The organism is Enterocloster sp. (assembly GCF_057861365.1).
Window position 1 is genome coordinate 159,858 of the sequence record NZ_DBMACH010000003.1, and the last position, 24,006, is coordinate 183,863.

At 47.2% G+C, this 24,006-nt stretch carries 19 protein-coding genes; 3 read left to right on the forward strand and 16 right to left on the reverse strand.

Annotated elements, in window-relative coordinates:
- Window positions 1-46: 46 nt before the first annotated feature.
- Entirely contained in the window at window positions 47-967 is a 921-nt protein-coding gene (locus ACZM6M_RS04790; protein WP_337932687.1) for an RluA family pseudouridine synthase, read from the forward strand.
- On the opposite strand, the gene ACZM6M_RS04795 is transcribed toward ACZM6M_RS04790, so the two are convergent.
- The 9 genes from ACZM6M_RS04795 to ACZM6M_RS04835 form a co-directional block, all read right to left on the reverse strand.
- Window positions 930-2,447, reverse strand: coding sequence for an RsmF rRNA methyltransferase first C-terminal domain-containing protein (locus tag ACZM6M_RS04795; RefSeq protein WP_418494080.1), 1,518 nt, complete (start codon window positions 2,445-2,447; stop codon window positions 930-932). The genes ACZM6M_RS04790 and ACZM6M_RS04795 overlap by 38 nt on opposite strands.
- A gap of 79 nt (window positions 2,448-2,526) precedes the next feature.
- Window positions 2,527-2,859, reverse strand: a complete 333-nt coding sequence (locus ACZM6M_RS04800; protein ID WP_337433854.1) for a DUF6465 family protein — start codon at window positions 2,857-2,859, stop codon at window positions 2,527-2,529.
- A 236-nt stretch (window positions 2,860-3,095) separates the two neighbouring features.
- The gene (locus ACZM6M_RS04805) at window positions 3,096-4,949 is read right to left on the reverse strand and encodes a L,D-transpeptidase family protein (protein WP_418494063.1); all 1,854 of its coding nucleotides are present in this window, start codon (window positions 4,947-4,949) and stop codon (window positions 3,096-3,098) included.
- Window positions 4,950-4,980: 31 nt separating this feature from the next.
- On the reverse strand, window positions 4,981-6,339 hold the full coding sequence (locus ACZM6M_RS04810; protein WP_337932690.1) for an MATE family efflux transporter: 1,359 nt from the start codon (window positions 6,337-6,339) through the stop codon (window positions 4,981-4,983).
- A 21-nt stretch (window positions 6,340-6,360) separates the two neighbouring features.
- The gene (gene ytvI, locus ACZM6M_RS04815) at window positions 6,361-7,515 is read right to left on the reverse strand and encodes a sporulation integral membrane protein YtvI (RefSeq protein WP_066547479.1); all 1,155 of its coding nucleotides are present in this window, start codon (window positions 7,513-7,515) and stop codon (window positions 6,361-6,363) included.
- Window positions 7,516-7,563: 48 nt separating this feature from the next.
- Entirely contained in the window at window positions 7,564-8,766 is a 1,203-nt protein-coding gene (locus tag ACZM6M_RS04820; RefSeq protein WP_066550693.1) for a pyridoxal phosphate-dependent aminotransferase, read from the reverse strand.
- Between the two features lie 204 nt (window positions 8,767-8,970).
- On the reverse strand, window positions 8,971-11,514 hold the full coding sequence (locus ACZM6M_RS04825) for a DUF6449 domain-containing protein (protein WP_337932692.1): 2,544 nt from the start codon (window positions 11,512-11,514) through the stop codon (window positions 8,971-8,973).
- Window positions 11,489-12,388 (reverse strand): ABC transporter ATP-binding protein, encoded by a 900-nt coding sequence (locus tag ACZM6M_RS04830; RefSeq protein WP_066547475.1) that lies wholly within the window; start codon window positions 12,386-12,388, stop codon window positions 11,489-11,491. Before ACZM6M_RS04830 ends, ACZM6M_RS04825 begins: the two co-directional genes overlap by 26 nt.
- On the reverse strand, window positions 12,354-12,779 hold the full coding sequence (locus tag ACZM6M_RS04835; RefSeq protein ID WP_066547472.1) for a GntR family transcriptional regulator: 426 nt from the start codon (window positions 12,777-12,779) through the stop codon (window positions 12,354-12,356). The genes ACZM6M_RS04830 and ACZM6M_RS04835 overlap by 35 nt, the downstream gene beginning before the upstream one ends.
- A gap of 166 nt (window positions 12,780-12,945) precedes the next feature.
- Here ACZM6M_RS04835 and ACZM6M_RS04840 point away from each other — a divergent pair, with 166 nt between their 5' ends.
- Complete coding sequence (locus ACZM6M_RS04840) at window positions 12,946-13,449, forward strand: GNAT family N-acetyltransferase (RefSeq protein WP_418496249.1); 504 nt, start codon at window positions 12,946-12,948, stop codon at window positions 13,447-13,449.
- 71 nt (window positions 13,450-13,520) lie between these two features.
- Complete coding sequence (locus ACZM6M_RS04845; protein WP_337932696.1) at window positions 13,521-13,886, forward strand: YdeI/OmpD-associated family protein; 366 nt, start codon at window positions 13,521-13,523, stop codon at window positions 13,884-13,886.
- 428 nt (window positions 13,887-14,314) lie between these two features.
- Here ACZM6M_RS04845 and ACZM6M_RS04850 read toward each other — a convergent pair whose 3' ends face one another.
- The 7 genes from ACZM6M_RS04850 to ACZM6M_RS04880 form a co-directional block, all read right to left on the reverse strand.
- Window positions 14,315-15,787, reverse strand: a complete 1,473-nt coding sequence (locus ACZM6M_RS04850) for an ABC transporter permease subunit (protein ID WP_418496251.1) — start codon at window positions 15,785-15,787, stop codon at window positions 14,315-14,317.
- Window positions 15,780-16,871: an ABC transporter permease subunit gene (locus ACZM6M_RS04855; protein ID WP_066547468.1), complete on the reverse strand. Its 1,092-nt coding sequence runs from the start codon at window positions 16,869-16,871 to the stop codon at window positions 15,780-15,782. Before ACZM6M_RS04855 ends, ACZM6M_RS04850 begins: the two co-directional genes overlap by 8 nt.
- Window positions 16,864-18,444, reverse strand: a complete 1,581-nt coding sequence (locus tag ACZM6M_RS04860; protein WP_418496296.1) for a sugar ABC transporter ATP-binding protein — start codon at window positions 18,442-18,444, stop codon at window positions 16,864-16,866. The genes ACZM6M_RS04855 and ACZM6M_RS04860 overlap by 8 nt, the downstream gene beginning before the upstream one ends.
- Window positions 18,445-18,619: 175 nt before the next feature.
- Window positions 18,620-19,858 carry a DUF3798 domain-containing protein gene (locus ACZM6M_RS04865; RefSeq protein WP_418496253.1) on the reverse strand — a complete coding sequence of 413 codons (1,239 nt, stop codon included), beginning with the start codon at window positions 19,856-19,858 and terminating at the stop codon, window positions 18,620-18,622.
- Window positions 19,859-20,284: 426 nt separating this feature from the next.
- Window positions 20,285-21,889, reverse strand: coding sequence for a phosphoenolpyruvate carboxykinase (ATP) (pckA, locus tag ACZM6M_RS04870; protein WP_066547460.1), 1,605 nt, complete (start codon window positions 21,887-21,889; stop codon window positions 20,285-20,287).
- Window positions 21,890-22,122: 233 nt separating this feature from the next.
- Window positions 22,123-22,587, reverse strand: a complete 465-nt coding sequence (locus tag ACZM6M_RS04875; protein WP_066547458.1) for a NanQ anomerase/TabA/YiaL family protein — start codon at window positions 22,585-22,587, stop codon at window positions 22,123-22,125.
- Between the two features lie 106 nt (window positions 22,588-22,693).
- Window positions 22,694-23,536, reverse strand: a complete 843-nt coding sequence (locus ACZM6M_RS04880) for a cell wall hydrolase (protein ID WP_066547456.1) — start codon at window positions 23,534-23,536, stop codon at window positions 22,694-22,696.
- Window positions 23,537-24,006: the final 470 nt, after the last annotated feature.

Genomic DNA, 24,006 nt, shown 5'->3' on the forward strand with positions numbered 1-24,006 from the left:
CTTTCCCAAACAAAATAATACAAACCCGACAGAAAGGATTGAATGCATGATAAAACGAAGTCTGTCCTATCTTATTTCCGGTGCGGACGCCGGCCGGACCATAGAAGAATTTTTAAGGACAAGAGGCTATTCCCACCGTTTGATCGTCCATCTGAGAAATACGTCTCTTGGACTTACCATCAAAGGAGAAACAGCCTATACAACCCATATATTAAAGGAAAAAGAGCTTCTTTGCGTCACGCTTATAGAGGAAGAAAGTTCTGAACACATCATCCCTTCCCCGCTCCCCCTTTCCATTGTCTATGAGGATGAGGATATTTTGGTCATAAATAAGGCTCCGGGCGTCCCTATCCATCCTTCCCAGGGCCATTTTGAACACACTCTGGCAAATGCCGTAGCCTGGTACTATCAGTCCAAGGGCGAACCCATCGTCTATCGGGCCATTAACCGACTGGACCGTGATACTTCAGGACTTTTAATCATTGCAAAGCATATGTTAAGCGCCTGTATCCTTTCCGATCAGATGGTAAAGCGGCAGATCCGCCGGGAATACCGGGCAGTTGTCTGCGGAAACCTTCCCCCCGAAGGAACCATCACAGTCCCCATCGCAAGGGTTCCCGGCTCTACCATCATGCGCCAGACAGACTTTGAAAACGGCGAATATGCCTGTACCCATTTTACAAAGCTTTCCTACAACAGCAAAAATGATCTTTCCTATATCAGCCTGAGACTGGACACGGGAAGAACCCACCAGATACGGGTTCATATGACCCATATCGGCCACCCTCTTCCCGGAGATTTTCTCTACCATCCTGATTACCGCTTTATAAACCGGCAGCCGCTCCACTCCTTCCGGCTTGACTTTATCCATCCTCTTACCAAAGAACCCATGACCTTTTTCGCACCGCTTCCGGATGACATGGCTTCCCTTATTTCTGAGGGTGCGCAGACGCCTGCATCCGTCTGAGGCCTTTGGGATAATGATTCTTAAGACAGCCCCCGGAAAGCTTGCTCCAGCCTAGGCTCCAGTCTTCTGCACACATCAAAACCCAGCCTTTCTCATTGCCCGGCCAGCTCTCCATCCGGCAGGAAAGTGCCTCTCCTCTTAAATAAGCGGCAGTTTCTTCTCCGTCTGCCTCCATCCTGTACACCCTTTTTGCCTCCTCTGGAAGCAGCGATAAGGCCAGTGCATGGGATGGTTCAAACCGGTTCTTTTTCACGGTACCCATATGGAGTCCCGGCCGTAGCACCTTCAATCCTTTCAGATCCGGCATCTCACCCGGCAGAAGATAAAGCTGATCTCCAAACATCACATATTCTGCCCGGTTCAGATAAGAGCTTCCATCAGCAAGGCTTTCCTTTAAAAATGCTTCCAACAGAGAAAATACATCCCTGTTCCTTCTGCGGTCCAGATAAGCAGGATACGTTCTTTTTGCTTCTTTACGTTCAATTCCCTCTCTGCGCCTTATTACCGCTATAAAATGTCCCTCTCCTTCCAGACAATGGGGCAGAAGACGGAATGTACGTTCCAGATGGTATATTGCAGCCTCTTCCTCGTGTGATTTTTCCTCACCATCTCCAAACCCTGCCCATTCCGGCTTTCCATGAGAAAATTTCTCGCATCCTTCTGTTTGTTCAAGATAAAAATCCTCATGACACTTCAAAAAATTTAATACCGTACCTTCATTTTCCTCCGGGGCGAAGGTACAGGTAGAATACACGATCCGTCCCCCCGGTTTTATCATCCTGGCCGCCTGAGCCAAAATCTGTTCCTGACGGGCCGCACACATTTTTACATGCTCTTCGCTCCACTGTTCTACGGCTTCCTCATCCTTTCTGAACATACCCTCTCCGGAGCAGGGCGCGTCTACCACAATACCATCAAAAAATTCCGGAAACACCGCCGCCAGACGGGAAGGCTCCTCATTTACCACTACGCCATTTGAAACGCCCATACGTTCCATATTTTGGGAAAGGATCTTTGACCTGGCCGGATGGATTTCATTGGAAAGAAGGAAGCCTTTTCCCTTTAACCGTGATGCTATATGACTGGATTTTCCGCCCGGAGCAGCGCACAGATCCAAAATACGCTCTCCGGGCTGAGGATCCAAAAGCTCTGTCACAGCCATGGCGCTGGGTTCCTGTATATAGTACACACCGGCTTCATGGAACGGATGTCTGCCCGGACGGGCCTGCGCCTCATAGTAGTACCCCTCCTTCACCCAGGGAATCGGCGTAAGAGAAGTTCCCAGCCGGTTCTCCATTAAGGCGGCCAGCCCCGGTAAAGCTTCTTTTTCCCAGCCTATCTTCCGTCCCTCCACCGATTTTAAGCTGTTAAAACGCAGGCCCTGAACCCGTTCTTTTTCATAGCTGGCTTCAAAAGCCTCATATTCATCCTTAAACAGTTCTTTCATACGCTTCTTAAAGGCTTCGGGCAATGTGATCATCATTCGTTCTCCTTATATTTTATTAAAAAAACCGGGCTCCATTTTGGGGTCCGGTCTTAAAAATCCGTGTCTGTCTGTTTTACAGCACAATCTTGTAATCATCCGAAGGAATGCCGTTTACAACATAATATGCAGCATTCTCCTCCGCTACGATGTAGAGTTCAAACTCTTTGATCTCCTCATCCGGATGGTTTTTCTTAAAGTCCTCCATGGCGGCTGCCAAAACTTCCTTTGCGGCAATATCTCTGCCATTATACTGGAAGTGTACAGCTGCGCTTGGCTCTGCTGCTTTTCTGGCTGCCGGCTTCTTTACCGGAGCCTTCTTAGCTACGGCCTTTACTTCCTCAGCAGCCTCTTTTACTGCCTTCTTTGCCTGTGCAGATACGGCTCTTGTACTTTTTCTTGTTGCCATACTATCCTACCTCCCTGTAGTGTGTATCCGGCCCTTGGGCCATACAACCGGGTTGTATCCGGCGCAAACGTTCTTATGTAAATCCTCAGATGCAATAAGAAAATTATAGAATGATTTCCTGCTTTTGTCAATGTACATACCGCCACAATATGCCGCGTTTCCCTTTGATTTATCAGGATTTTTCCCTTTTCTCTGCACTTTTTCCCATACATGGCCGGATTCGGGAGCGAATGGTTTCATCTGCCTACCGGCTGTATGATAACGTCATTGGGCGAGGTAGTTTTGGGCGTATCTGCACCGGGATCCGCTTCATTTGAAGAAGGTTTTCCTGTCGATTCTGTCACTCCCGGTCCGGCAGCGCCAGTTTCCGGATTTTGAGTGCTTTGCGTACTGCCCGATCCGTATATTTCCTCAGACGGCTTTGGCGGCTGCGTTTCCTGCGGCGTCTCGGGCACTGTTTCTGCGGGCTGCAAAGGAGCAGTCTGAACAGGAGGCTCTGTCTCGGGGGGCGTTTGTGGGACGGTCTGGGGAACTGTTTCAGGAACAGCAGTCGGACTTGCAGATGCAGGAGGCTCCGCTCTCCCTGATGCACTGCCTGCCGTGCTGCGTTCCGTTCCTTCCAGATTATAACAGATTACAGGCATTCCCTTATATACATTTTCATACAGCGTCTTTGCAGCTTCATAAGGCATATTCACACAGCCATGAGAACCGTTTTTCTTATAAATCGTACCGCCAAAGGTATTACGCCAGCTGGCATCGTGAAAGCCGATACCTCCGTTAAACGGCATCCAGAATTTTACAGGGCTGGCATATCCCTCGCCCTTTAGCACGGCATCTCTCTGCTTATATGTAAGACTGAACAAGCCTGGAGGAGTTGTATACCCCTTAGACTGGTTTCCTGATACGAAATCAGATTCCAGGATTTTTTTCCCATCCTTATAAAAAAACAGATGCTGGGCCGTAAGGTTTACTTCCGCATAGGTAGTTCCATAGTCATTTCCCTCCCGGCTGGCAGCTGTCTGCAGATACACAGGCTCCCTCTCCACCGGCTCTCCGGCCAGAATCTCCTCCTTTAGCCGCGCCTTCTCTCCTGCTCCATCAATCCTCCATCCATACACTCCGGCCACTTCTACCTCTGGACCGTAGCTGGTCTTAAATTTCCGTTTGGTATAGGCGGTATTATATTCCGAACCAAGCGCCTTTACATAGGCAGCCAGCTGTTCCTCATCGATCACTGGCTGATCATTTTCATCATAGGAAATCCACTGGCTGATCGTTTTTCCGTCCAGGATCTCTCTGCGGCTTCCAAAGGTATAGGTCACAGACATGAAGGCAAAACGATTCATCTGTTCCAGGCGTTTCCTTAAAACCGGATCGTCCGAGCGCACCGCCGGAGCTTCATAGCAGCCCGCCTGATCCAGATCCAGCTCAGGCAGAAGACCGCAGATGGCTTCTTCTGCCGCCTTAAGAGTCCGCTCCTGGTTTAAACGTGCTCCTTCTGACTCTGGCAGGATGGAATACCCCTTTCCTTCCTCATATTCTGAGATCACTGCGTCTGCAGGCGCTTCTGCCGCTTCGGGATCTGACTGGGAAAGTTTGGAAACGGCTGCTGCCAGCTGCGTTTCATCATAACTTATAAGAGCCTTTATGTCATACTCAGGCCCCCTTAACAGATAAAGCGGCCATGAATACGGATCCTGCTGACGTAGGATTTCTTCCAGACTTCCATCAAATTCTGCCAAAAGACCGATCTCATTTCCAAAAATCTGTGCCGTTTCACCCTGGCGCATAGACAGGAACAGACGATATGAGGCCGCTTCCGAGGCGATCATCTCCTTTACCTCCCCGACCGTCTTTCCCCCCACCTCCATACCGTTGACCGTTGTATTAGGGAAATAGGTATCCGTATACGCTCCTGCCTGATAAATATATCCGCCGATACTGATAACAACCGCTGCTGCCATCCCTGCTCCCACTGCCTTTACAGACCCCTTTTTTGTCTTTTTGGCCCTGGCCCGTTCCTTTCTGCGGGCTTTGAAGGCTTCTCTGCTGCGGCTCACCGGCCTTTTCTTTTTTTCTTCACTCATTCACTTAAACCTTTCTGACTGCTCCTTCCTCCTAAAAACGCTTCCCGTCTCCCAAAACACGTCCGCTGAATACAAAATAAACCCCAACTGCCACCGCACTGGCAATAACATCGGCCGCCGGCTCTGCATAAAATACGTTTTCTATTCCCGCAAGCGCCGGAAGGATCAGCATTGCAGCCAGATATACGGCTTTTCTGAACATCGACTGACTGATTGCCAGAGCCGCTGCACCCATTCCTGTAAATCCGTCTACTACCTCATACTGAATAGCAAGAGGAACAATGGCAAGGACGCTGATGCGGATGGCGCGCACACTGGTTTCTATAAAAAAGCGGTCATTTGTAAAAATCTCAGCAAATTGTGCCGACAGTGTCATTGCAATGACAAACATAACCGCTGTAAATACCATTCCAAGACCAATGATGTGCTTCTGGGCTTTTCGGATCCGATCCGGACGGCCTGCTCCATAATTATACCCCAAAATAGTCTGCGTGCCTCCGGTAATTCCTCCCAGCGGCATAGTGATCATCAGCATAAAACTCTGCACGATGGTATTGCAGGTCAAAAGCACATCGCCCATTTCGTAGCTTCCATAATGGCGGATCAGCATATTCATAATAATGATCAGGCCGCTGTCTGAAGCCGTGATCAAAAAGGGGGACAGGCCCAGTACCAATACACGGGCCATAAGCTCCTTTTGATATCCTCCAAAGGTAATCCGCACCAGAGGCCGCTTTCCCAAAAGAAAAAACAGGACATAAACACAGGAAGCAAGCTGGGAAAGAACGGTAGCGATCGCAGCTCCCTTTACTCCCAGATCCAGCACAAAGATAAAAACGGGATCTAATATAATATTGCTGACAGCCCCTAAAAGCACGGTCATCATTCCTACCTTTGCAAAACCCTGACAGATAATAAACTGATTCATGCCAGTGGAAAGAAGGGCAAAAGCAGTTCCTGACAGATACCAGGTCAGATATTCATCCGCATAAGGAAAAATAGCCGGACCGGCGCCAAATACGGTCAGAAGCTGATTTTTAAACAGATACATAACCGTCATTAAGACGGCTGCCATGACTGCAAGGAGCACAAAGCAGTTAGCTACCACCTTTTGGGCCGCCTTTTCATTCTTCTGCCCCAGACGGATGCTCATGATCGGCGCTCCTCCAATACCAACCCAGCTGGCAAAGGAAGTGATCAGGGTCACCACTGGGCCGCAGACGCCTACGGCTGCCAGAGCCTGCCCTCCGATTTCCGGTATGTTTCCTATGTACATACGGTCTACGATACTGTATAAAACACTGACAAATTGAGCCAGCATGGAAGGAAATGCAAGCTTCCATACCAGCTCTCTTATGCGATCTGTATCCAGATTATTTTCCAGTTTCACGATTTTTCTCCTTGATATAGGTTATTTTCCCCTGAATCGGGAAATTTCCTCTGCCAGTTCCCTTGCGCTGTCTGTCATGCCCTTAAACGCCCCAAACCGGTAAAGGCTGGCTATAAAGAGGCCGATCGGCACTGCCAGGATCATTCCGGCAAGCCCCCTTATCTTAAAGCCAAGATAAAGCAAAAACAGGGTCAAAAGGGGATTTAATCCCATAGTATCCCCTACCAGCTTAGGCTGCACCAGCTGGCGGATCACCTGTGTCAGCACATAGATCAGAATCAGCCCTGCCGCAAAGGCATACTCTCCGCCCAGGACTTTGATGATTCCCCAGGGGATCAGGGCAGTTCCCGTGCCAAATACTGGAAGAAAATCAAGCAGGGCGATCAAAAGCGCCCATAAAGGCCCGTAGCTTACGCCCAGAATGAAAAAGCCGGCTGTCAGGATCAGCCATACGACAGCCATAATTTTAAACTGCGCCATAAAATACCCACCGATCAGCCGTCTGGACTCTTTTTTCAGATGATTGGAATACCGGCCGGTCCACTCCGGCATATGGCTTCTTATAACAGACAAGATCCGGTCACGGTCTGCAATAAAAAAATAAGCCGAAAGAATGATGACCACAAAATACACCAGCGCAGCCGGGATCCCTTTTGCTACAGTTCCTGCCGCTTCCATAGTAGGCGAGGCAATGGACTCCGCCAGCTTTCCAATATAGGCTCCCAGATTGTCTCCCAGGGTCATCCATGCATCCCGCATGGTTTCAGGCATGAAATCAAAGATACCTTCCAGCCGTCCCAGGCTGCTCTGTACATCTCCTTCAATCCCTGCATATAAGACCGGAAGATCCTGGATAAAGGACCAGATAAAATGAAGCATTCGGGATACAGCAAGATATAAAAGCCCTATCACCAGAGCCAGAGCTCCTGCCACGATCACAATAGAGCTGTGCCTGCGCACCAGCTTCAGCCTGCGCTCTAAAAAGCGCACCAGCGGATTGGCGATCATGGCAATGATCCATCCCACGACAAAAGGCATGAAAAACCCCAGAAGCTTCGGCCCCAGAAAACACAGAAAGAACCATCCAGAGGCTGGAATCATTATATTTAAGATCAGACGCAGAATATACCGCCACTGGGGTTCTGTTTTTTCCCGACTGTTTTTATATTCCTCCATACGGTCTCACCTGTCCTTTCCTGTACGGCCCATTTTATCCAAACAGCTCTAATCTTCCAGCCCCTTTAACCCATATCCTTCTGCCACACGCTTAAAGGCAGGAAGAGAACGCCGGATCTGGTCAAAGGATACGCAGTAGGAAATCCTTACATAACCCGGACAGGCGAAGGAGCTTCCCGGAACCACCAGAATATGTTCCTTTTTGCAGGCCTCACAGAATTTCTTCTCATCCGGCTCCGGAGATTTTACAAACATATAAAAAGCACCCTGGGGCTTTACACATTCAAAGCCGGCTTCCCTCAGTCCCCGGTACAGAAGATTCCGGTTCCTGTCATAGGCCTCTATATCTGCCGTCTCATCCACACAACGCATAACAACGCGCTGCATCAGGGACGGAGCATTGACCGCTCCCATGACACGGTTTGCGATTACAGCCGCATTGAATACCTCTTTGCTGTCTGTAAGCTCATCCGGGATCACCAGATATCCGATACGCTCTCCAGGCAGGGAAAGGGATTTGCTGTAAGAATAGCAGATGACCGTATTATGGTAAAATTTCGTCACATAGGGAACCTCTGCCCCGTCATATGCCAGCTCTCTGTAAGGCTCGTCAGAAATCAATACGATCTGTGTGCCAAATTTCTTTTCCTTTTCTGTCAGGATTTCCCCCAAACGCGTCAGTACAGCTTCTGAATAGATTACTCCTGTTGGGTTGTTGGGCGTATTGATAATGACAGCCTTCGTACGGTCTGTAATCCGCCTGGAAAATTCTTCCAGATCCGGCTGGAATGTTTCTGTGTCCGCCGGAACTACCTCCAGTATACCATCATAATTTCTCACATAATTGCCATATTCTACAAAATAGGGCGCAAAGGTCACAACCTGATCCTGAGGATTTAAAATCGTCTTTAAAATCACATTCAGGCCGCTGGCAGCGCCTACAGTCATCAGGATATTTCCCTGATGGAACTTTGTTCCAAAACGCCGGTTTAAGGACTGTGCGATGGCCTCCCTTACATCTTCAAAGCCTGCATTGCTCATATAGCCGTGAACCATAACAGATGGTTCCTCATTCACAATCCTGCAGATCGCCTCATTGACCGCCTCAGGCGCGGGCACATTGGGATTTCCCAGGCTGAAATCATATACATTTTCTGCTCCATATATGGCTGCCAGCCGTTTTCCCTCCTCAAACATAGCCCGGATTGCGGAGTTATTATTTACAAGCGGCTTCATCTTTTCTGATATCATACTCATGTCCTCTCTTTCCCGGTAACGTGCAGCGTTCTGTCCTCTGGCCGCTCCCTTTCTCTGTACAGGAAAACGCAGAAGCTGCTGCTCATTTGATTGTATCCTTGATGGGAAAGATTGTCAATACCATCAAAAAGCCATATCGAGACCCGGCCTCAGACAGGCGCAGGTTTGATATGGCTTTGAATGAAACAATAGTTCCGGCTACCGAAGCCCTTTAAAAAGAGCTTCTATTTCAGGCGTGACATCATCCGGCCAAAACTCTGCCGAAACTCTGCTTTCATCTAAGGTCAATGTAACATAGAGATCGTACCTTGCAGGCTGTTCTGGCTCACGCATACCATTCATATCAGCAAGCTCCCTGTCACGCAATGCTCCCATAAGAAGCTCGATCTGCTCCTGTTCTGTAAAAACAAGCGTTCCATCTTTCTGATAGAAGGGATTTTCCGTCTGGATCTGCTTTAAGGCTTCTCCTTCCGGAAGTCCATCACCGTATTCTTCCCCGTTCACAATTGAGGATACATCCACGGAAATCTGGCTTACATGTTCAGCCGCAAAATAAGCTCCCGGCTCAATCCCCATTTTCTCCAAAACCTGTATAGTATTTGTAAAAGAGGGATAAACCGGCCATCTGCAAAGCTGATCCAGATGGTTTTCCATATACCGTTCCATCTCATCCGCAGAAGGCATTTCATTATAAGAATCTTTCAATGTTTCCGGGCCAAGAAGCATTTTGATCAGATCTCTCTGATATTCAGAAATATAACCGTCGTTTTTTCCCCACCGTTCCTGAATATACAGGCACAGCTCCTTTTCTGCAAACTGAAGCGCTCCCACCGGATCTTCTCTCATCCGGTCCTTAAGTTTCTGCCCCTTAAGATCGGTCTGATAGGCTCCAAGAAGCTCCTTTATGGCATCTTCTTCCATTGTATTAAACAGAGAATGATTTCCATTTCCCTGGTAGGAAACGTATCCCATCTCCTCCGGCTGCTGAGAAAGGATCGGATAAAGGCCCTTTTTATACGTTTCATTATTATAAATGTTTTCATAAGTTTCCAGCACATCTTCTAAATCCATGTGATACCTGCGGCTGACCTGCCGGCCGTTCTTTAAACGATAGCGGATAAGGATCTGGCTGAAATACCGGTCATACGCTTCCTCTTCCTCTTTGCCGGCCACAAAAACAGAGGTCGGGCCATCTGCTCCTCCAATGACAGATATGGCTGAGGCATCCTTACTGCTATAATGGTTCACAGACATGGAAACTTCGTTTAAGCTGATCTGCGCTTCCCAGCGGTTCAGCTTTTCTTCCCTGTATCCTGCCGCTTCTCTGGAAGCAGCCTCTGCCAGAGCAATAACAGACTCAAAATCGGTAAGCTCCATCTTCTCTTTTATAAAATCTCCCGCACTTTCATATATCAGTCTCCGGGTATCTCCCTGCCGCATCACTCTTGGCATATTGGCGGCAAACGAATAATCAATGGATAAATCCACGCTGGCAGAAGCAATTTCCTCCTGAGACGGCACATAGGAATCATAGCCATACCAGTCATAACGGAAGCTGCAAAAAAACAGCATTCCCGCTCCCAGGCACAGCGCCAGCTGCATTTTGTGTGAAAAAAGCTTTTTAAAATCAAAATGATAGATGATCTCAACCATGCAGTGCACAAGGAGAATCCCTGCTGCCGTTCCAAACAGCCCCCATTTCACCTGGCTTTGCAGCGTCCAGAAAAACCATCCTCCCGCCATTCCTCCAAGAAGTACCAGAAGGATACGAACCGGAGCCTTGCTTTTTGAAAATGCCATGGCTTTTCCGGCTGCCTCTGAGGGTCTAAGACGGTAAAGCTCTAAAGACAGGGCGGTAACTGCCATCATACAGGCTGCTGCCTTTAATACCTCAGCCATTTTGATTCCATCCGCGTCCGAAACAGAAGCAGCAGACCAGATGTATGCTCCCACAGGGGACAGATTTTGCATCGCCCACAAGTAAGGAGAACTGTCCGCATACCAGAACTCACCTGCCGATGTGACAAAAAACTGATCTGCAAATGCGCCCAAAAGTCCGGCTGCCAGAGGAACAAAACCGAAAAAAACGGCCGTACCCAAAAGACCGATCACTATATTTCCCGTCATCATCATGGCAACTGTAACGGTTCCATAGACAAGGCTGTAATACAGAAGGTTCATTCCAAAGGCAGCTGACATGGAGCCGAAAAATTCAGAAACAGGCACTCCATAAGCGGCGGCTACTGCCGTAAACAGGAGGCAGCCAAACAGATATGCTGCTGCCGGGATCAGTATCCCGTCCCCGTACTGAACTGCAAACAGCACTTCTCTCCTCACAGGGATACTATGGTAAAAATCGACCTTTTTCTTATTGTGAAGATAGGAGAACGCCGTCACTCCTACAACCACCGCAGCCATCAGGAATAAAAAGACCATCAGCCCATTTCCATAGGAAATTTCATCCAGTACAACTTCCCTCTTGAAAAATGCAGTCATCATCTCATACTGCTTGGCAGTGAAATGCTCCGGAAGCAGCTTTTCAATCGGCTCATAGTCATTATAGGCGCGAAACTCCATTCGCCGGGCATTTTCCATAACTAATGCCAGCTTTACCGGAAGGGCAAAGAAAAAAGCCAGAAACATCAGCGCCAGCACCCAGATACGCCGTTTGATATCCTCTTTCATCAGTCCCCATATTCTGCCACAGACCTTTTTTTCAGAAAACAAGTTTTTTGACGTCATATCCTGCCACCTCCGTTTCACTGATAAAAATTTCCTCCAGAGTCAGAGGAATACATTCAAAAAATACAGGATCACAAGCTCCAAGCTTTGCCTCGATCTCTTCCCGCGTTCCCCGGACGGTCAGCGTAAGAAGCCTTCCTCTGCGCTCTGTGGACAGAACTTCAAGACTTACCAGATCCTCCGGCTCCATTCCGGGCTGCAGTACACACTGGATCTTGTGAATATTCAGCTTCATATCATCCAGATCCTTTGAAAGGAGGATTCCTCCCTTATGAAGCAGGCCTACATGGTCGCAGATATCTTCCAGCTCCCTGAGATTGTGGGATGCGATGATAGGCGTCAGATTCCGGTCTTCCATATCGGCGGCAAACAGGCTCTTTACTGCCTGGCGCATGACCGGATCCAGTCCGTCAAAGGTCTCGTCGCAGAACAGATACTTTGTATTAGCACAAATCCCGCAGATCACGGACACCTGTTTTTTCATTCCCTTGGAAAAAGTGTGGATCCTGCGCTTTTCATCCAGTCCAAAACTTTTTAACAGGCGGCGAAACCTCTCCTTGTCAAAACGCTCGTACACACGGGAATAATAAGCCATCATGTCAAGGGGCGATGCATTGCTGAAAAAATATGCCTCATCGGATATATAAAAAACCATTCTTTTAGCTGCCGGATTTTCAAATACCTCCTGGCCGTCAATGGTAATGTGTCCCTCATCCGGCTTTAAAATGCCGCTTGCAAGACGTAAAAAAGTAGATTTTCCCGCACCATTGGTACCGATCAGTCCAAACACGCTTCCTTCCCTGATGGCAGCGTCTATATGATCAACTGCCGTAATATCCTCAAACCGTTTCGTCAGCTTCACTGCCTGAATCATGGTCGTCTCCCCCTTCTTCCTTATTTTTCTCAAGATTAAGCATCCGTTCCAGTCGCTCTGTCATTTCTCCCGGAGAAATACCGATCTGTATACCATCCTTCACCGCACGGTCAAAGCTCGCTTCCCAGGCTTTTTTTCTCCCGCTCCTTAACCGGCTCCCTTCCGCCACGAAGCTGCCCTTTCCCTTAACAGAATAAATATAGCCTCTTTGCTCCAGTTCTGCATACGCTCTCTGGATGGTATTGGGATTGATGGAAAGCTCCGTCGCAAGGCTGCGGACTGAGGGAAGCTTTGTATTTTCCGTCAGGATTTCCTGAAACATCAGCTCCTCCAACCGTTCTGTGACCTGTTCATACAGAGGCCTCCGATCCCTGTAATCCAGTACGATCATTGGAATCTCTCCTTTCTCTGTTTTAACTGTACTAATTCTCTTAATACAGTTATCCTGATTTAACAATACCATGAACCAGTCTGAAATACAATAACAATTTTCTTACGATTCTTGACAGTTTGTGGTACAATTCATTCAAACAGCATCAGATTCAGGAGGTCTCCCCATGCAAAGCAGATATCAATTCAGAGAAATCACAAAATCAGGGGTTCCCCAGATGTTTTCAATGATCCTTAAGCGGATGGAGTGGATAGACGAAAAAGGGATACAGCAGTGGAATGCTGCAAAGTATGATACGATCTATCCTCTGTCTTATTATGAAGAAAAACGCTTAAACGGCGAGGTGTTTGTCCTTGTATCAAAGGACACTAAAGAGCTCATCAGCGCTGCTGTATTAAAAGAGCAGGATGACCGCTGGAATGACAGCGAACCCGCCCTTTATCTCCACAATTTTGTAACCCGTGTGGAAGCTCCCGGCGCCGGAAGTACCTTTCTCCGGTTCGCAGAGGAATACGCCTTAAAGAAGGGAAAGAAATATCTCCGTCTGGACTCGGCAGCGGACAACCCTTCTCTTGCCCGTTACTACACCTCCCAGGGCTTTGTGCCCGCAGGAACGTGTACAGAAGGCGGCTATAACGGCATTTTAAGGCAAAAAGAACTGCTTCCCTGAAGAATCCCTGCTGGGAAATCTATGGCATATGGAGGTGCGGTAGAAGCAGAAGGGCTATCTGAATAACGCGAATGGAATTTAGAAATTTATTGAATATAAAAAATCGTGATGAGTTACGGCAATGGCTTTTGGAAAACCATAATAAAGAGCCTGAATGTTGGGTAGTTGCAAAGCGTGGGCGTCCTGTTGATGATGAAACATTTTGGTATATAGACGCAGTTGAAGAAGCAATGTGCTTTGGTTGGATTGACAGCACAACAAAGAAAATGGATAACGGAGTTGCAGCACAAAGATTAGCGCCTCGAAGAAAGGGAAGTTTATGGTCTGAATTGAACAAAGAACGCTGCCGCAGAATGGAACGATTCGGACGAATGACAAATGCCGGTCGTGCTGTGTTACCAGATATGAGTGAGAAGGGATTTGTGCCCAGATGCTAATGTTAGATGTAATTTTGTCTATAATAGAATAACAAAGGAAGTAGATATTACAAATAACAATGTGCTTATTGAAAAAATATTGCCAATTCCAATTTACTGGCTTGATAAAAAACTTAAAGAAAACGGAATGTTAAAATCTAAGGAATGTAAAATTAGTTATTAGGGCAAGACTGGTTTGTTCTTAAAAATCCCAGTTTGTATATACCCTTAATACAACAAAATGCCGTATCCAGACGGAGTGAACCAGATGCAGCGACAGCTGAAATGTATTCACTTAAACCAGAAAAGAGGGTGCTGCAAAATCATCCACAATCGAATGATTGAGCAGCACCCTCTTTCCTGTTGTTCAGGCCACTATGCCTTACTCTTTGACGTCTATTAAAAGGTGTTTTTCATTTCTAAACTTTTCCTAACGAAGCCGGCTTCATCTAGCTTTCAAACTCACTTGGCCCATCTTTTGACTTGTCTGTGCCGGGCTTTTTCCATGCATGCATAGCCAGTGCCATGGCGATTACGCCATAGGAAACGAATACGCGGAAATACTCACCGATCACAGGATCTCCGAACAGTTCCTTTCCTGCTAACGGAGATACGATAAACAGGGTATGGAACAGAACGATGCCTAAAAGAGCATTTTTATTTGTCGCCTTCTGCACGGAAGCGCCGCCTACCAGAAGCGCTGCAATAGCAAACTGCCCCACCTGGGTATGCGCACCATAGGTAGACATGGTGCCGATATTCTGCAGATAAATAAGCTGTCCCCAGCTGGCAAGCACGGTAGAAAACAGCATGGCGATAATACGGGTCTTATCCACATCAATACCTGCAGAGTTTGCTACCGCACGGTTCTGGCCTACTGCCCTCATATTCTGTCCCAGACGGGTCCGCATCAGCAGATTGTTGAATACGCAGAGAGTTCCAATACAGATATAGGTCATCACAGGAAGCTGTACGGCAATCAGCACGTTAAACAGTGCGGGAATATAGGTAAGTCCATATACTGCACCAGCCAGAACGATAAAGACAAGGGCTCTGCGTATATCAAAGGTGTCTCTTTTGCCAAAACTTCTGGCTCCCGTATGTTTCGTCATTTTATGTCTCACGATCTGAAACAGCTGCCACAGCACAACGCTCAGACAGCCCAGCTCTACCGCCGACAAAAGCAGCAGACGGTCAGAAGATAAGAACTGCTCCACCGGTCCGATAAAAGTCAGGGCATAGACAAAAACTGCTGCCGCCGCCTTAAGCGCTGTATCCTTCCAGTTCACTGCCTGTTTTTTGATCCGCTTGTGAATGGTGGTAAAGAGAAGTCCTGCAATTACCAGATAGAAGCCAATTTCCAGAACCGTCAGCATGGGAATGGTATCCAGAGCATATTTTACCGTATCCTTTAGGTCAATGGTATTCTTTACGCCTACTCCTGTGGCAATCATCAGCGTAGGATTATTCATAGCAATCACGCCGCCGAATACGAACAGGAAGATCAGCTGGTAAATACCATCTGCAAAATATCCCAGGATCAGGCCCGCGATCATCTCATTTCCCTTTACCAGGTTGAAGAGTTTTCCTACCAGGAAGCCGAACACCAGCACAATAGGGGTCGCCAGGGCAACGGTAATGAAAAAGCCGCCAACTCCCGTAAAACCCCAGTAAGTGGTAAGGAATAAGGCAATCTGTGCCGCCATGGCGCCTACTACAATACCAAAATTCAGACCCAGACCCGTAATAACCGGAATGATCAGTGCCAGCACGATAAACGCATTTCTGGCGATTCTGGTAAACAGCTCCGGGATCACAAAGGTCAGAGGCTGTTTCGATGCAGCCGTAGCTCCTACACAAAGAAGAAGGAACAGGATCACTACCTTATTTTTAAATAAGAAATCAGATATTTTTTTATTCACGGCTGTCACCTCCCTTTGCCTGTGCCAGTGCATACAGAATAATACCATTAGAGATGATCAGACGCATTACCTCTGATAAGTTGCTCTCCGGAATGAACTGGTTTACAACCGGAAGGCCCAGAGCCATGATGCCCTGAAACAGGAACGTACCGATCAGCACGTGGGCAATGGAGGCCCGCCTTGGAGTAGCGCCTCCGATCAGTACGGCTGCTACAGAGGTAAAGCCCATCATCATAGGACCATTGTACAGCTGGATGAAGCCGAAGGCCTGTGCATATACCAGGATACCTACTGCAGCCAGGACGGTCGAAAGAATGGTACCCACCAGACGCATCCGGTTTACATTGATGCCTGCGGCCTTGGCAAACATGGGATTCGTACCTGCCGCACTCATGGCAATTCCAGTCTTAGAACGCATAAAGAGCCACACCAGAAAGCACATGAGGAAGAAAAACAGAAGAAGTCCGGTAGGAACAAAAAAGTCTCCAATGGAAAAAGCAAGGGTGTCATTCATAACACCGCTGTAGGAGGAAGCAAGGGAAATTGTATTTCTCAGTCCCTTTCCGGCATTGGGCCAGATCAGCTCACCATTGTCGAAGGGAAGAAGCATCCAGACCATATTCATGAAAGCGATCACGGAAAATCCTACATAGGTAGTAACGGTCATTTCAGAGCCCTTTACCCGGTTTAAGAGCTGGCCGTAGAGGTATCCGATGCCCACTGCCAGAATCACGCCGATCACAATGGCAGCCAGAATAGCCACCCAGGCTGCAAAGAGAGGATGGATTGCTACCAGAGCGGGATTTTGTGCAATATCCAGCTGGATCACAACCAGACCTCCCAAAAGCCCTCCTACAATACCCATGGTGATACCAAAGTTCGGTCCGATCCCGCACTGGATCGCCGGCACCATTGCAAGAGCTAAAACACCGTACATTCCCCAGCGGCGGAGCACATCACTGAAAAACTGGGGCAGATTCATCTGGAATGCCCCTGCACATACCACCAGAAACAGAAAAAAGAGAACGATAATAATACGCGGAAGGCCGAATTTACGGATCATCTTCTTAACAGAATCAGTCATTTTCCATTCCTCCTTTCCGTGTTCCGGACATAGCCAGACCGAAGTCGGCATCCGAATCGTCCGGTTTTAAAATACCCGACAGCTTTCCATCGGAAATGATCGCAATCCGGTCTGAAATCGACCGCAGTTCTACCAGCTCAGAAGAAACGATGATCACCGTCATGCCCGTCTCGCGGTTCAGTTTTGCCAGATACTCAAGCACCAGCTTCTTGGCGCCAATGTCAATTCCTCTGGTAGGCTCCGATACAAACAGGATATCCGGTTCCAGAGTCAGTGCTTGTGCCAGACATACTTTCTGCTGATTGCCGCCGGAAAGACGGCCTGCCGCCTGCCCGATACCAGTACAGCGGATATCAAGCGTTTCTACCATATGAGTGGCATGAACTTTGGCAGCGGCAGCATCATATAAATGAAACCAACCGATCTTTTTTAAAAATCTGCCGTTGGTCTGCATGGCAGAAAAGACGATATTCTGCTCAATGCTTTCGTTCAAGAGAAGGCCCACACCGCGGCGGTCCTCTGATACAAAGGCTACCTTATGATCCAGGGCATCTCCCAGTTTATCCAGATTTAAGGCCTCGCCATTAATCCTCACTTCACCGCTGGCCTTATAAAGCCCCATGATGCCGTTAGGGATGCCAAGTTTACCCTGGCCTGCCAGGCCTCCAATCCCAAAGATTTCTCCTTTTCGGATATCCATATCAATCCCATTGACCTGCTCGCCCGGCATATCTACTCTGTAATTTCTTAAGCTGACAGCAATTTCATCGTCCCGGATCACCCGTTCATCCGGTATATCATCATCTAACAGCTTCTCCACTTTGCGTCCGATCATCAGTTCTGCGATCTCAACCACATTTGTATCCCTGATCTCACGTCTGGCTACAAATTCTCCATCCCTGAGAACCGTCATACTATCCGCCACTGCCATGACCTCATCCAATCGGTGGGTGATAAAAATAATGGCAATTCCGCTGGCGGCGATCACTTTCATGGCCTCCAGCAAGCGTTTAGCCTCTGATTCGGTCAGCACTGCAGTTGGTTCGTCAAATACCAGTATCTTAAGTCCCGTTTTATCAAGCTCTCTGGCGATCTCAATAAACTGCATATATCCTACGGGAAGTCCTGCTACTTTTACATACTCTTCGATCTCAAGCCCAATGGTTTTAAGGGCCTTTCTTGCATCCCGATCCATGGAATCAAAATCCAGGGTTTCCATCGATTCTCCAAATACGCGGCTGGCCAGGTTTGCATGACTGATTTCCCGGCCCACCTTAATATTTTCCGTAACGGAAAATCCCGGAATCAGCATAAACTCCTGATGTACCATACCGATTCCCAGCTCCATGGCCTTTACCGGGCTGTTGATCTGCACTTCCTTTCCGTCAATCTCAACGGTTCCTTCAAAACCGCCTGTGTTGTGAATGACCGGCATACCAAACAGGATATTCATCAGGGTGGATTTTCCTGCGCCGTTTTCTCCCATCAGCGCATGAATCTCACCGGGACGTACCGCAAGGTCAACTCTCTTCAGGACACAGTTCCCGAAATATTCTTTCACAATATGATCCATTTTCAGGACATAGGTTTCTTTTGCATTTTCCAAAATACCAACCTCTTTCTTTTTGACTTCTTTTTCTACCGCCCTCCATCAGGGAAAAATGAAAAAAGGAGTCCGCCAGCTTCTGCCCCAAAGACGCCAGCCGGCGAACCCCCTGCTTCTTATATCAGCCCCATTGCGGTCAAGTCTATTTAAATGTAACGAAATCTGACATTACCAGGAAGTGGTTATCCTTTTCGTTTCCGCTGTCATCTACATAATGCTCAATGGTCATATTTGCATCCGGTGTATACTCTTTTGCACATTCCTGAATGGTAGCCTTCAGAACTTCCTCATCAAGAACCTCACCGTTGGTCTCGCCTTCCAGTACCTTTTTTGCATACTCAACGCCTGCATTTACAAACAGCATATTGCAGGGAACGCCCCATGTGGAAACGCGGCCGTTCATTCCATACTCGTCTACCTTTGCCTGAAGCTGTTCCATCATATATGTAACGTCTGCTTCGTGACCGGACATATCAATGTTTAAAGCTGCCGGGAATGCGTGGAACGGAGACGGGCAGCACTGTAAGGAGTAGATCGCGCCGTTTTCAAATACGGAACGGATCAAAGGCTCCTGCATAACGCAGTTTGTGGTGAAGAATACGGTGTCCTTGCCATACTTTTCAATCTGGCGGGGAACATCCTCCAGAATAAACTGCTGTGCGCCTGTAATACCGGAATCGCCGGTAGGATCGGGAGCGGTTACGTCAACCAGCTCGATTCCGTTTTCTGCACAGTATTTCTTCATGTTCTCATGACGTGCAACAATCAAAGCATAGCTCATATGACGCGGGAAAGAGTAGTGGATCAGCGTCTTTGCTCCCTGAGCCTTTGCCTGAGGCGGAATCACAACACCGCAGCCTGGCTCGTCGACCTGAAGGACGATATCGGCCTTTGGATTGATAACGCCCGGATCCTCGCCGGGAGTACCTGCGATGAAGATCATATCCGGACGGGTCTCACGAACCTTGTCAATGGCTGCTGCAGTACCGGGAACTGCCTGGCACCATACGATTGCCTTAACAGCCGGATCAGAAGCCATAGCCACTGCATTAGAGATCAGGGTTTCTGTCTCTGTGGTGAAGTTATCAGGATAGGTAGAGGTAACAACCATGTCACCGTATTTTTCTTTCATCTTATTTGCCTGAGTGATCTCCTCATCACCCTGGGAGGCCGTACCGGTAATAATACCAATCTTAAAATCTTCTGCCGATGCTGTTTCTGCTTCTGAGGTTCCCTCTTTCTTTTCCCCATCAGCCGGTGCAGCCGTCGTTGCCTCTGATGCCGGTGCAGCTGTTGTCGCTGCCGGTTCTGCGCTGCGGCATCCTGCTAAAGACATTACCATTGCAGCTGCCAGTGTCAAACTGAGAAAACGTTTTTTCATTCCTTCTCCTCCTTTTTAAGTCGGGTATCTTTTTATATACCCCGTTTTTAACCCGCCCTGTTTTTCCTTTCGCGAATTGTTCGTATTATATCACATGGTTTGTATCTTGTTAAAAGACATTTGTCCGTTTGGCACAATATAAGTTGATATTTTTTCAGTCTTTCGCATATTGTATACAAAGATGTTGATATAATTCCAATCATTTTGCAAAAAATTAACTTTATAATCAGTTTTATTTGTATTTTATCTTAATATTATCTTCTAAAATATCTATATTTTAAATATAGACGAACTTTATTTTTAACATTGTCTTTTTTTAAGAACAATGTTTTTGAACCTGGCTGGAGATTGAACAAAGAAAAGAGGATTAAAAAAAGACGCAGCAAAATGCCGCGCCTTTTCAGACTTTCGTCGATCTGTTTTGTTTTACTTCTGAGGGCCAGCTGCAACCAGAGCCTTGCCAGCCTCATTGCCTTCGTATTTTGCGAAGTTCTTAATGAATCTGCCAGCCAGGTCCTGTGCCTTTGCATCCCACTCTGCTGCATCTGCATAGGTATCTCTTGGATCCAGGATTTTGGGATCTACGCCGGGAAGCTCAGTAGGTACTTCAAAGTTGAAGTATGGGATGGTCTTGGTAGGAGCATTCTTGATATCACCGTTTAGGATAGCGTCAATGATGCCGCGGGTATCCTTAATAGAGATACGCTTTCCGGTACCATTCCATCCGGTATTTACAAGATAAGCCTTTGCGCCGCTCTTTTCCATTCTCTTAACCAGCTCTTCTGCATACTTGGTAGGATGCAGCTCTAAGAATGCCTGGCCAAAGCATGCAGAGAAGGTAGGAGTCGGCTCGGTGATGCCGCGCTCTGTACCTGCAAGTTTTGCTGTAAAGCCGGACAGGAAGTAATACTGTGTCTGCTCAGGAGTAAGAACAGATACTGGAGGCAGTACGCCGAATGCATCTGCGGACAGGAAAATTACATTCTTCGCTGCCGGAGCAGAGGAAACGGGACGTACAATATTCTCAATATGGTTGATCGGATAAGATACACGGGTATTCTCGGTTACGCTGTCATCTGCGAAATCGATCTTGCCCTCTGCATCCAGAGTAACGTTTTCAAGCAGAGCATCACGGCGAATGGCATTATAAATGTCCGGCTCAGACTCTTTGTCCAGGTTGATAACCTTAGCATAGCAGCCACCCTCAAAGTTAAACACGCCGTTGTCATCCCAGCCATGCTCGTCATCACCGATCAAAAGACGCTTAGGATCGGTAGACAGAGTGGTCTTTCCGGTACCGGACAGGCCGAAGAAGATAGCGGTGTTCTCGCCGTTCATATCTGTATTTGCGGAGCAGTGCATGGAAGCGATGCCTTTCAGAGGCAGGTAGTAGTTCATCATGGAGAACATACCCTTCTTCATCTCACCGCCGTACCAGGTGTTGATGATAACCTGCTCACGGCTGGTAATGTTGAACATAGCAGCTGTCTCAGAATTTAAGCCCAGCTCCTTATAGTTCTCTACCTTTGCCTTGGAAGCATTGTAAACAACGAAATCAGGCTCAAAGTTCTCTAATTCCTCAGCAGTTGGCTGAATAAACATATTAGTAACAAAGTGTGCCTGCCAAGCTACTTCTACGATGAAGCGGATTGCCATGCGGGTATCCTTGTTTGCGCCGCAGAATGCATCTACAACGTAAAGCTTCTTATTGGACAGCTCCTTTAACGCAATCTCCTTGCAGGCCTTCCATGCTTCCTCAGATGCAGGATGATTGTCATTCTTGTACTCATCAGAAGTCCACCATACAGTATCTTTGGAGTTCTCATCTACCACGATGAATTTGTCTTTTGGAGAACGGCCGGTGTAGATACCAGTCATAACGTTAACTGCGCCTAATTCACTGACCTGTCCTTTCTCGTAACCTTCCAGCTCGGGTCTGGTCTCTTCTTCAAATAACAGCTCATAAGAAGGATTGTGTACGATCTCAGTTGTTCCGGTAATGCCATACTTGCTTAAATTGATCTCTGCCATACTACATTAACCTCTTTTCTTTCCTGTGATATGATGTGAAATGATGTAAATGTGAATGTCTGGTTTATAAAACCAAATTCAAGTCTATTATCTCACTTTATTGTTAAAAAGTCAACAATTCCATTTTAACAAAATTCTAATTTTTACAGAAAATGGTACAGATATGACAAATACCGGCCCCCTGGACAATGTCCAAACGGCCGGTACCTTATTCTAGTGAATGAGACAGTACACTAGTCTTCTTTAATTTTTACAATTACCTTCTTAATAGGGGCAGGTTCACCGTCTGCTGCCTTTGGCTTGTGTGCATCCCATGGATGGAAGATCATGTACTGACCTGCCTTTACAACTGCCTGAAGGCCGGGAACCGTGTTCTCATAAAACGTTACATCTTTATCCGGATTGTAAGGAGTCTTTACCTCCATCTCATGTGTCGGAGCATAGGTCATAACCTCACTCCCCTCGATCACATACTGGATATCGGTGTAATGCTCGTGAGACTCATACTTTGCCTCTTCCCACGGAATCGTAGTGTAGGAGGTCACATTGGCATATACATTGGTTCCGTCGATCTCATGCTTTCCAGCCTCTAATGCTGCCAGATCCGTGTTCATAAGAAAATCAACGGCCTTTGCGTATCTTCCCTCAATTCCCAGATTGCGGTAAAAATTCAAATTTTTCTTTTCATCAAAAATCATGATTCCAGTCTCCTTTGCCTTCTGTATTGGACAGTTTCCCGTCACTTCACAGTATACGCCAAAGGATGCGGAAACTCAACCCTTTTTGAGTCTTTTCTATGGGCGGTTATCTGAAAAATTCATGACCGTCATGTGCAAAGAGATAGGTAAGACTGGAATCAAACCAGGAAGCCTGTTTTCCCGAAGCCCTGCGGTTCATAAAGTAAATAGCCCCGTTTGAGTAATCCTCTCCATCCAGGGCGCGGTCTACGCAGCGGATGGTATCCGGCGTCACCTTTACGGTGTTGATCCTGCCATTTGATACGGGCTGGAACTGGTTTCTCTGGTATACAACCCCTTTTACCGTATTGGGGAACCGCTTGGAAAGGACACGGTTAATGATCACATCTGCCACCAGAATCTTCCCCTTATCATCACAGATGCCTGCTTCGGCCTGTACAATACGCAGCAGGATCTGGTAATCCTCGTCTGAAATCCGGATCCGTCTGGCGGCCCGCCGCTCCTCCTCAGCCTTTCTTCTGGCTTCCTCTTCTTCCTTCTCTTTTAAAATCTGCTTCTGCAGCGCCTCAATCTCTGTCTGGGCTGCTGCCTCTCTTCTCTGTTTCTCCCGGACATCCTGTTCCAGCAGCGCGCCTGCCAGATGCTGGCCTTCACTGTCTGTATTTAAAAGTCCAAATTGTATTTTTGCTTCCGTAACAAAGCTGCTTCCTCCAGATACCACTTCCTCTTCCGGTTCTTCCGGCTCCTCTGCGCTTTCCTGAATCCTGGGCGCAGCCATGGCATTTCTACCGCTTCCGCCAAATCCGTTTGCACCGAAGGTTACAATGGCAATGACTACAGCCCCTGCCATCACAACAGAAGAAGTGCGGTACTGTTCTTTTTTGACCTTAACTGCAAGCGCCTTTACAAAGAGAACGACCGACTGAAGGAATGAATGCAATGTAAGCATACATACTCCTCTTTTCTTTCCTGGGATCTGTCTGATCCCATGTGTCAACAAGTTGCTTTTCATCAGATCCAAAATAAGGTTTATTCCCCACTTTTGACCTGTTTTGCTGGGATGTACGGGTATTATATGGGATTTGGTTCTACCCGTCAACAGAGGTTTTACAACTTTGTTACATTTTTTTTGCATCAGGAAATAATTTCCGATTATATTGTGCTTATTGTATACTTTTTCTTGGTATCATCCTGTTTTTTGAACGAAATATAGATTTTATTTTTACGTTTTTATTACATTATTGTTAATATTTAACTTTGTTATTTTATTAACAATACAATTTCAACCCTTTATGCCACCTGTTTTGCGGCTTTTTTCCGTTTTTTTCCTTCTGTACTTCACGATTTACCCTTTTACATTTTCTGTCGAAATATGGGATTAACCCCCACTTTTAATAGTTTTGTAATAAAAAAGTTTCT

What these genes read in the sequence shown, in the direction of transcription:
- ACZM6M_RS04790 (WP_337932687.1), top strand. Translation starts at nt 47, where the DNA reads ATGATAAAACGAAGTCTGTCCTATCTTATTTCCGGTGCGGACGCCGGC.
- ACZM6M_RS04795 (WP_418494080.1), bottom strand. Translation starts at nt 2,447, where the DNA reads ATGATCACATTGCCCGAAGCCTTTAAGAAGCGTATGAAAGAACTGTTT.
- ACZM6M_RS04800 (WP_337433854.1), bottom strand. Translation starts at nt 2,859, where the DNA reads ATGGCAACAAGAAAAAGTACAAGAGCCGTATCTGCACAGGCAAAGAAG.
- ACZM6M_RS04805 (WP_418494063.1), bottom strand. Translation starts at nt 4,949, where the DNA reads ATGAGTGAAGAAAAAAAGAAAAGGCCGGTGAGCCGCAGCAGAGAAGCC.
- ytvI (WP_066547479.1), bottom strand. Translation starts at nt 7,515, where the DNA reads ATGGAGGAATATAAAAACAGTCGGGAAAAAACAGAACCCCAGTGGCGG.
- ACZM6M_RS04820 (WP_066550693.1), bottom strand. Translation starts at nt 8,766, where the DNA reads ATGATATCAGAAAAGATGAAGCCGCTTGTAAATAATAACTCCGCAATC.
- ACZM6M_RS04825 (WP_337932692.1), bottom strand. Translation starts at nt 11,514, where the DNA reads ATGACGTCAAAAAACTTGTTTTCTGAAAAAAAGGTCTGTGGCAGAATA.
- ACZM6M_RS04830 (WP_066547475.1), bottom strand. Translation starts at nt 12,388, where the DNA reads ATGATTCAGGCAGTGAAGCTGACGAAACGGTTTGAGGATATTACGGCA.
- ACZM6M_RS04835 (WP_066547472.1), bottom strand. Translation starts at nt 12,779, where the DNA reads ATGATCGTACTGGATTACAGGGATCGGAGGCCTCTGTATGAACAGGTC.
- ACZM6M_RS04840 (WP_418496249.1), top strand. Translation starts at nt 12,946, where the DNA reads ATGCAAAGCAGATATCAATTCAGAGAAATCACAAAATCAGGGGTTCCC.
- ACZM6M_RS04845 (WP_337932696.1), top strand. Translation starts at nt 13,521, where the DNA reads ATGGAATTTAGAAATTTATTGAATATAAAAAATCGTGATGAGTTACGG.
- ACZM6M_RS04855 (WP_066547468.1), bottom strand. Translation starts at nt 16,871, where the DNA reads ATGACTGATTCTGTTAAGAAGATGATCCGTAAATTCGGCCTTCCGCGT.
- ACZM6M_RS04860 (WP_418496296.1), bottom strand. Translation starts at nt 18,444, where the DNA reads ATGGATCATATTGTGAAAGAATATTTCGGGAACTGTGTCCTGAAGAGA.
- ACZM6M_RS04865 (WP_418496253.1), bottom strand. Translation starts at nt 19,858, where the DNA reads ATGAAAAAACGTTTTCTCAGTTTGACACTGGCAGCTGCAATGGTAATG.
- pckA (WP_066547460.1), bottom strand. Translation starts at nt 21,889, where the DNA reads ATGGCAGAGATCAATTTAAGCAAGTATGGCATTACCGGAACAACTGAG.
- ACZM6M_RS04875 (WP_066547458.1), bottom strand. Translation starts at nt 22,587, where the DNA reads ATGATTTTTGATGAAAAGAAAAATTTGAATTTTTACCGCAATCTGGGA.
- ACZM6M_RS04880 (WP_066547456.1), bottom strand. Translation starts at nt 23,536, where the DNA reads ATGCTTACATTGCATTCATTCCTTCAGTCGGTCGTTCTCTTTGTAAAG.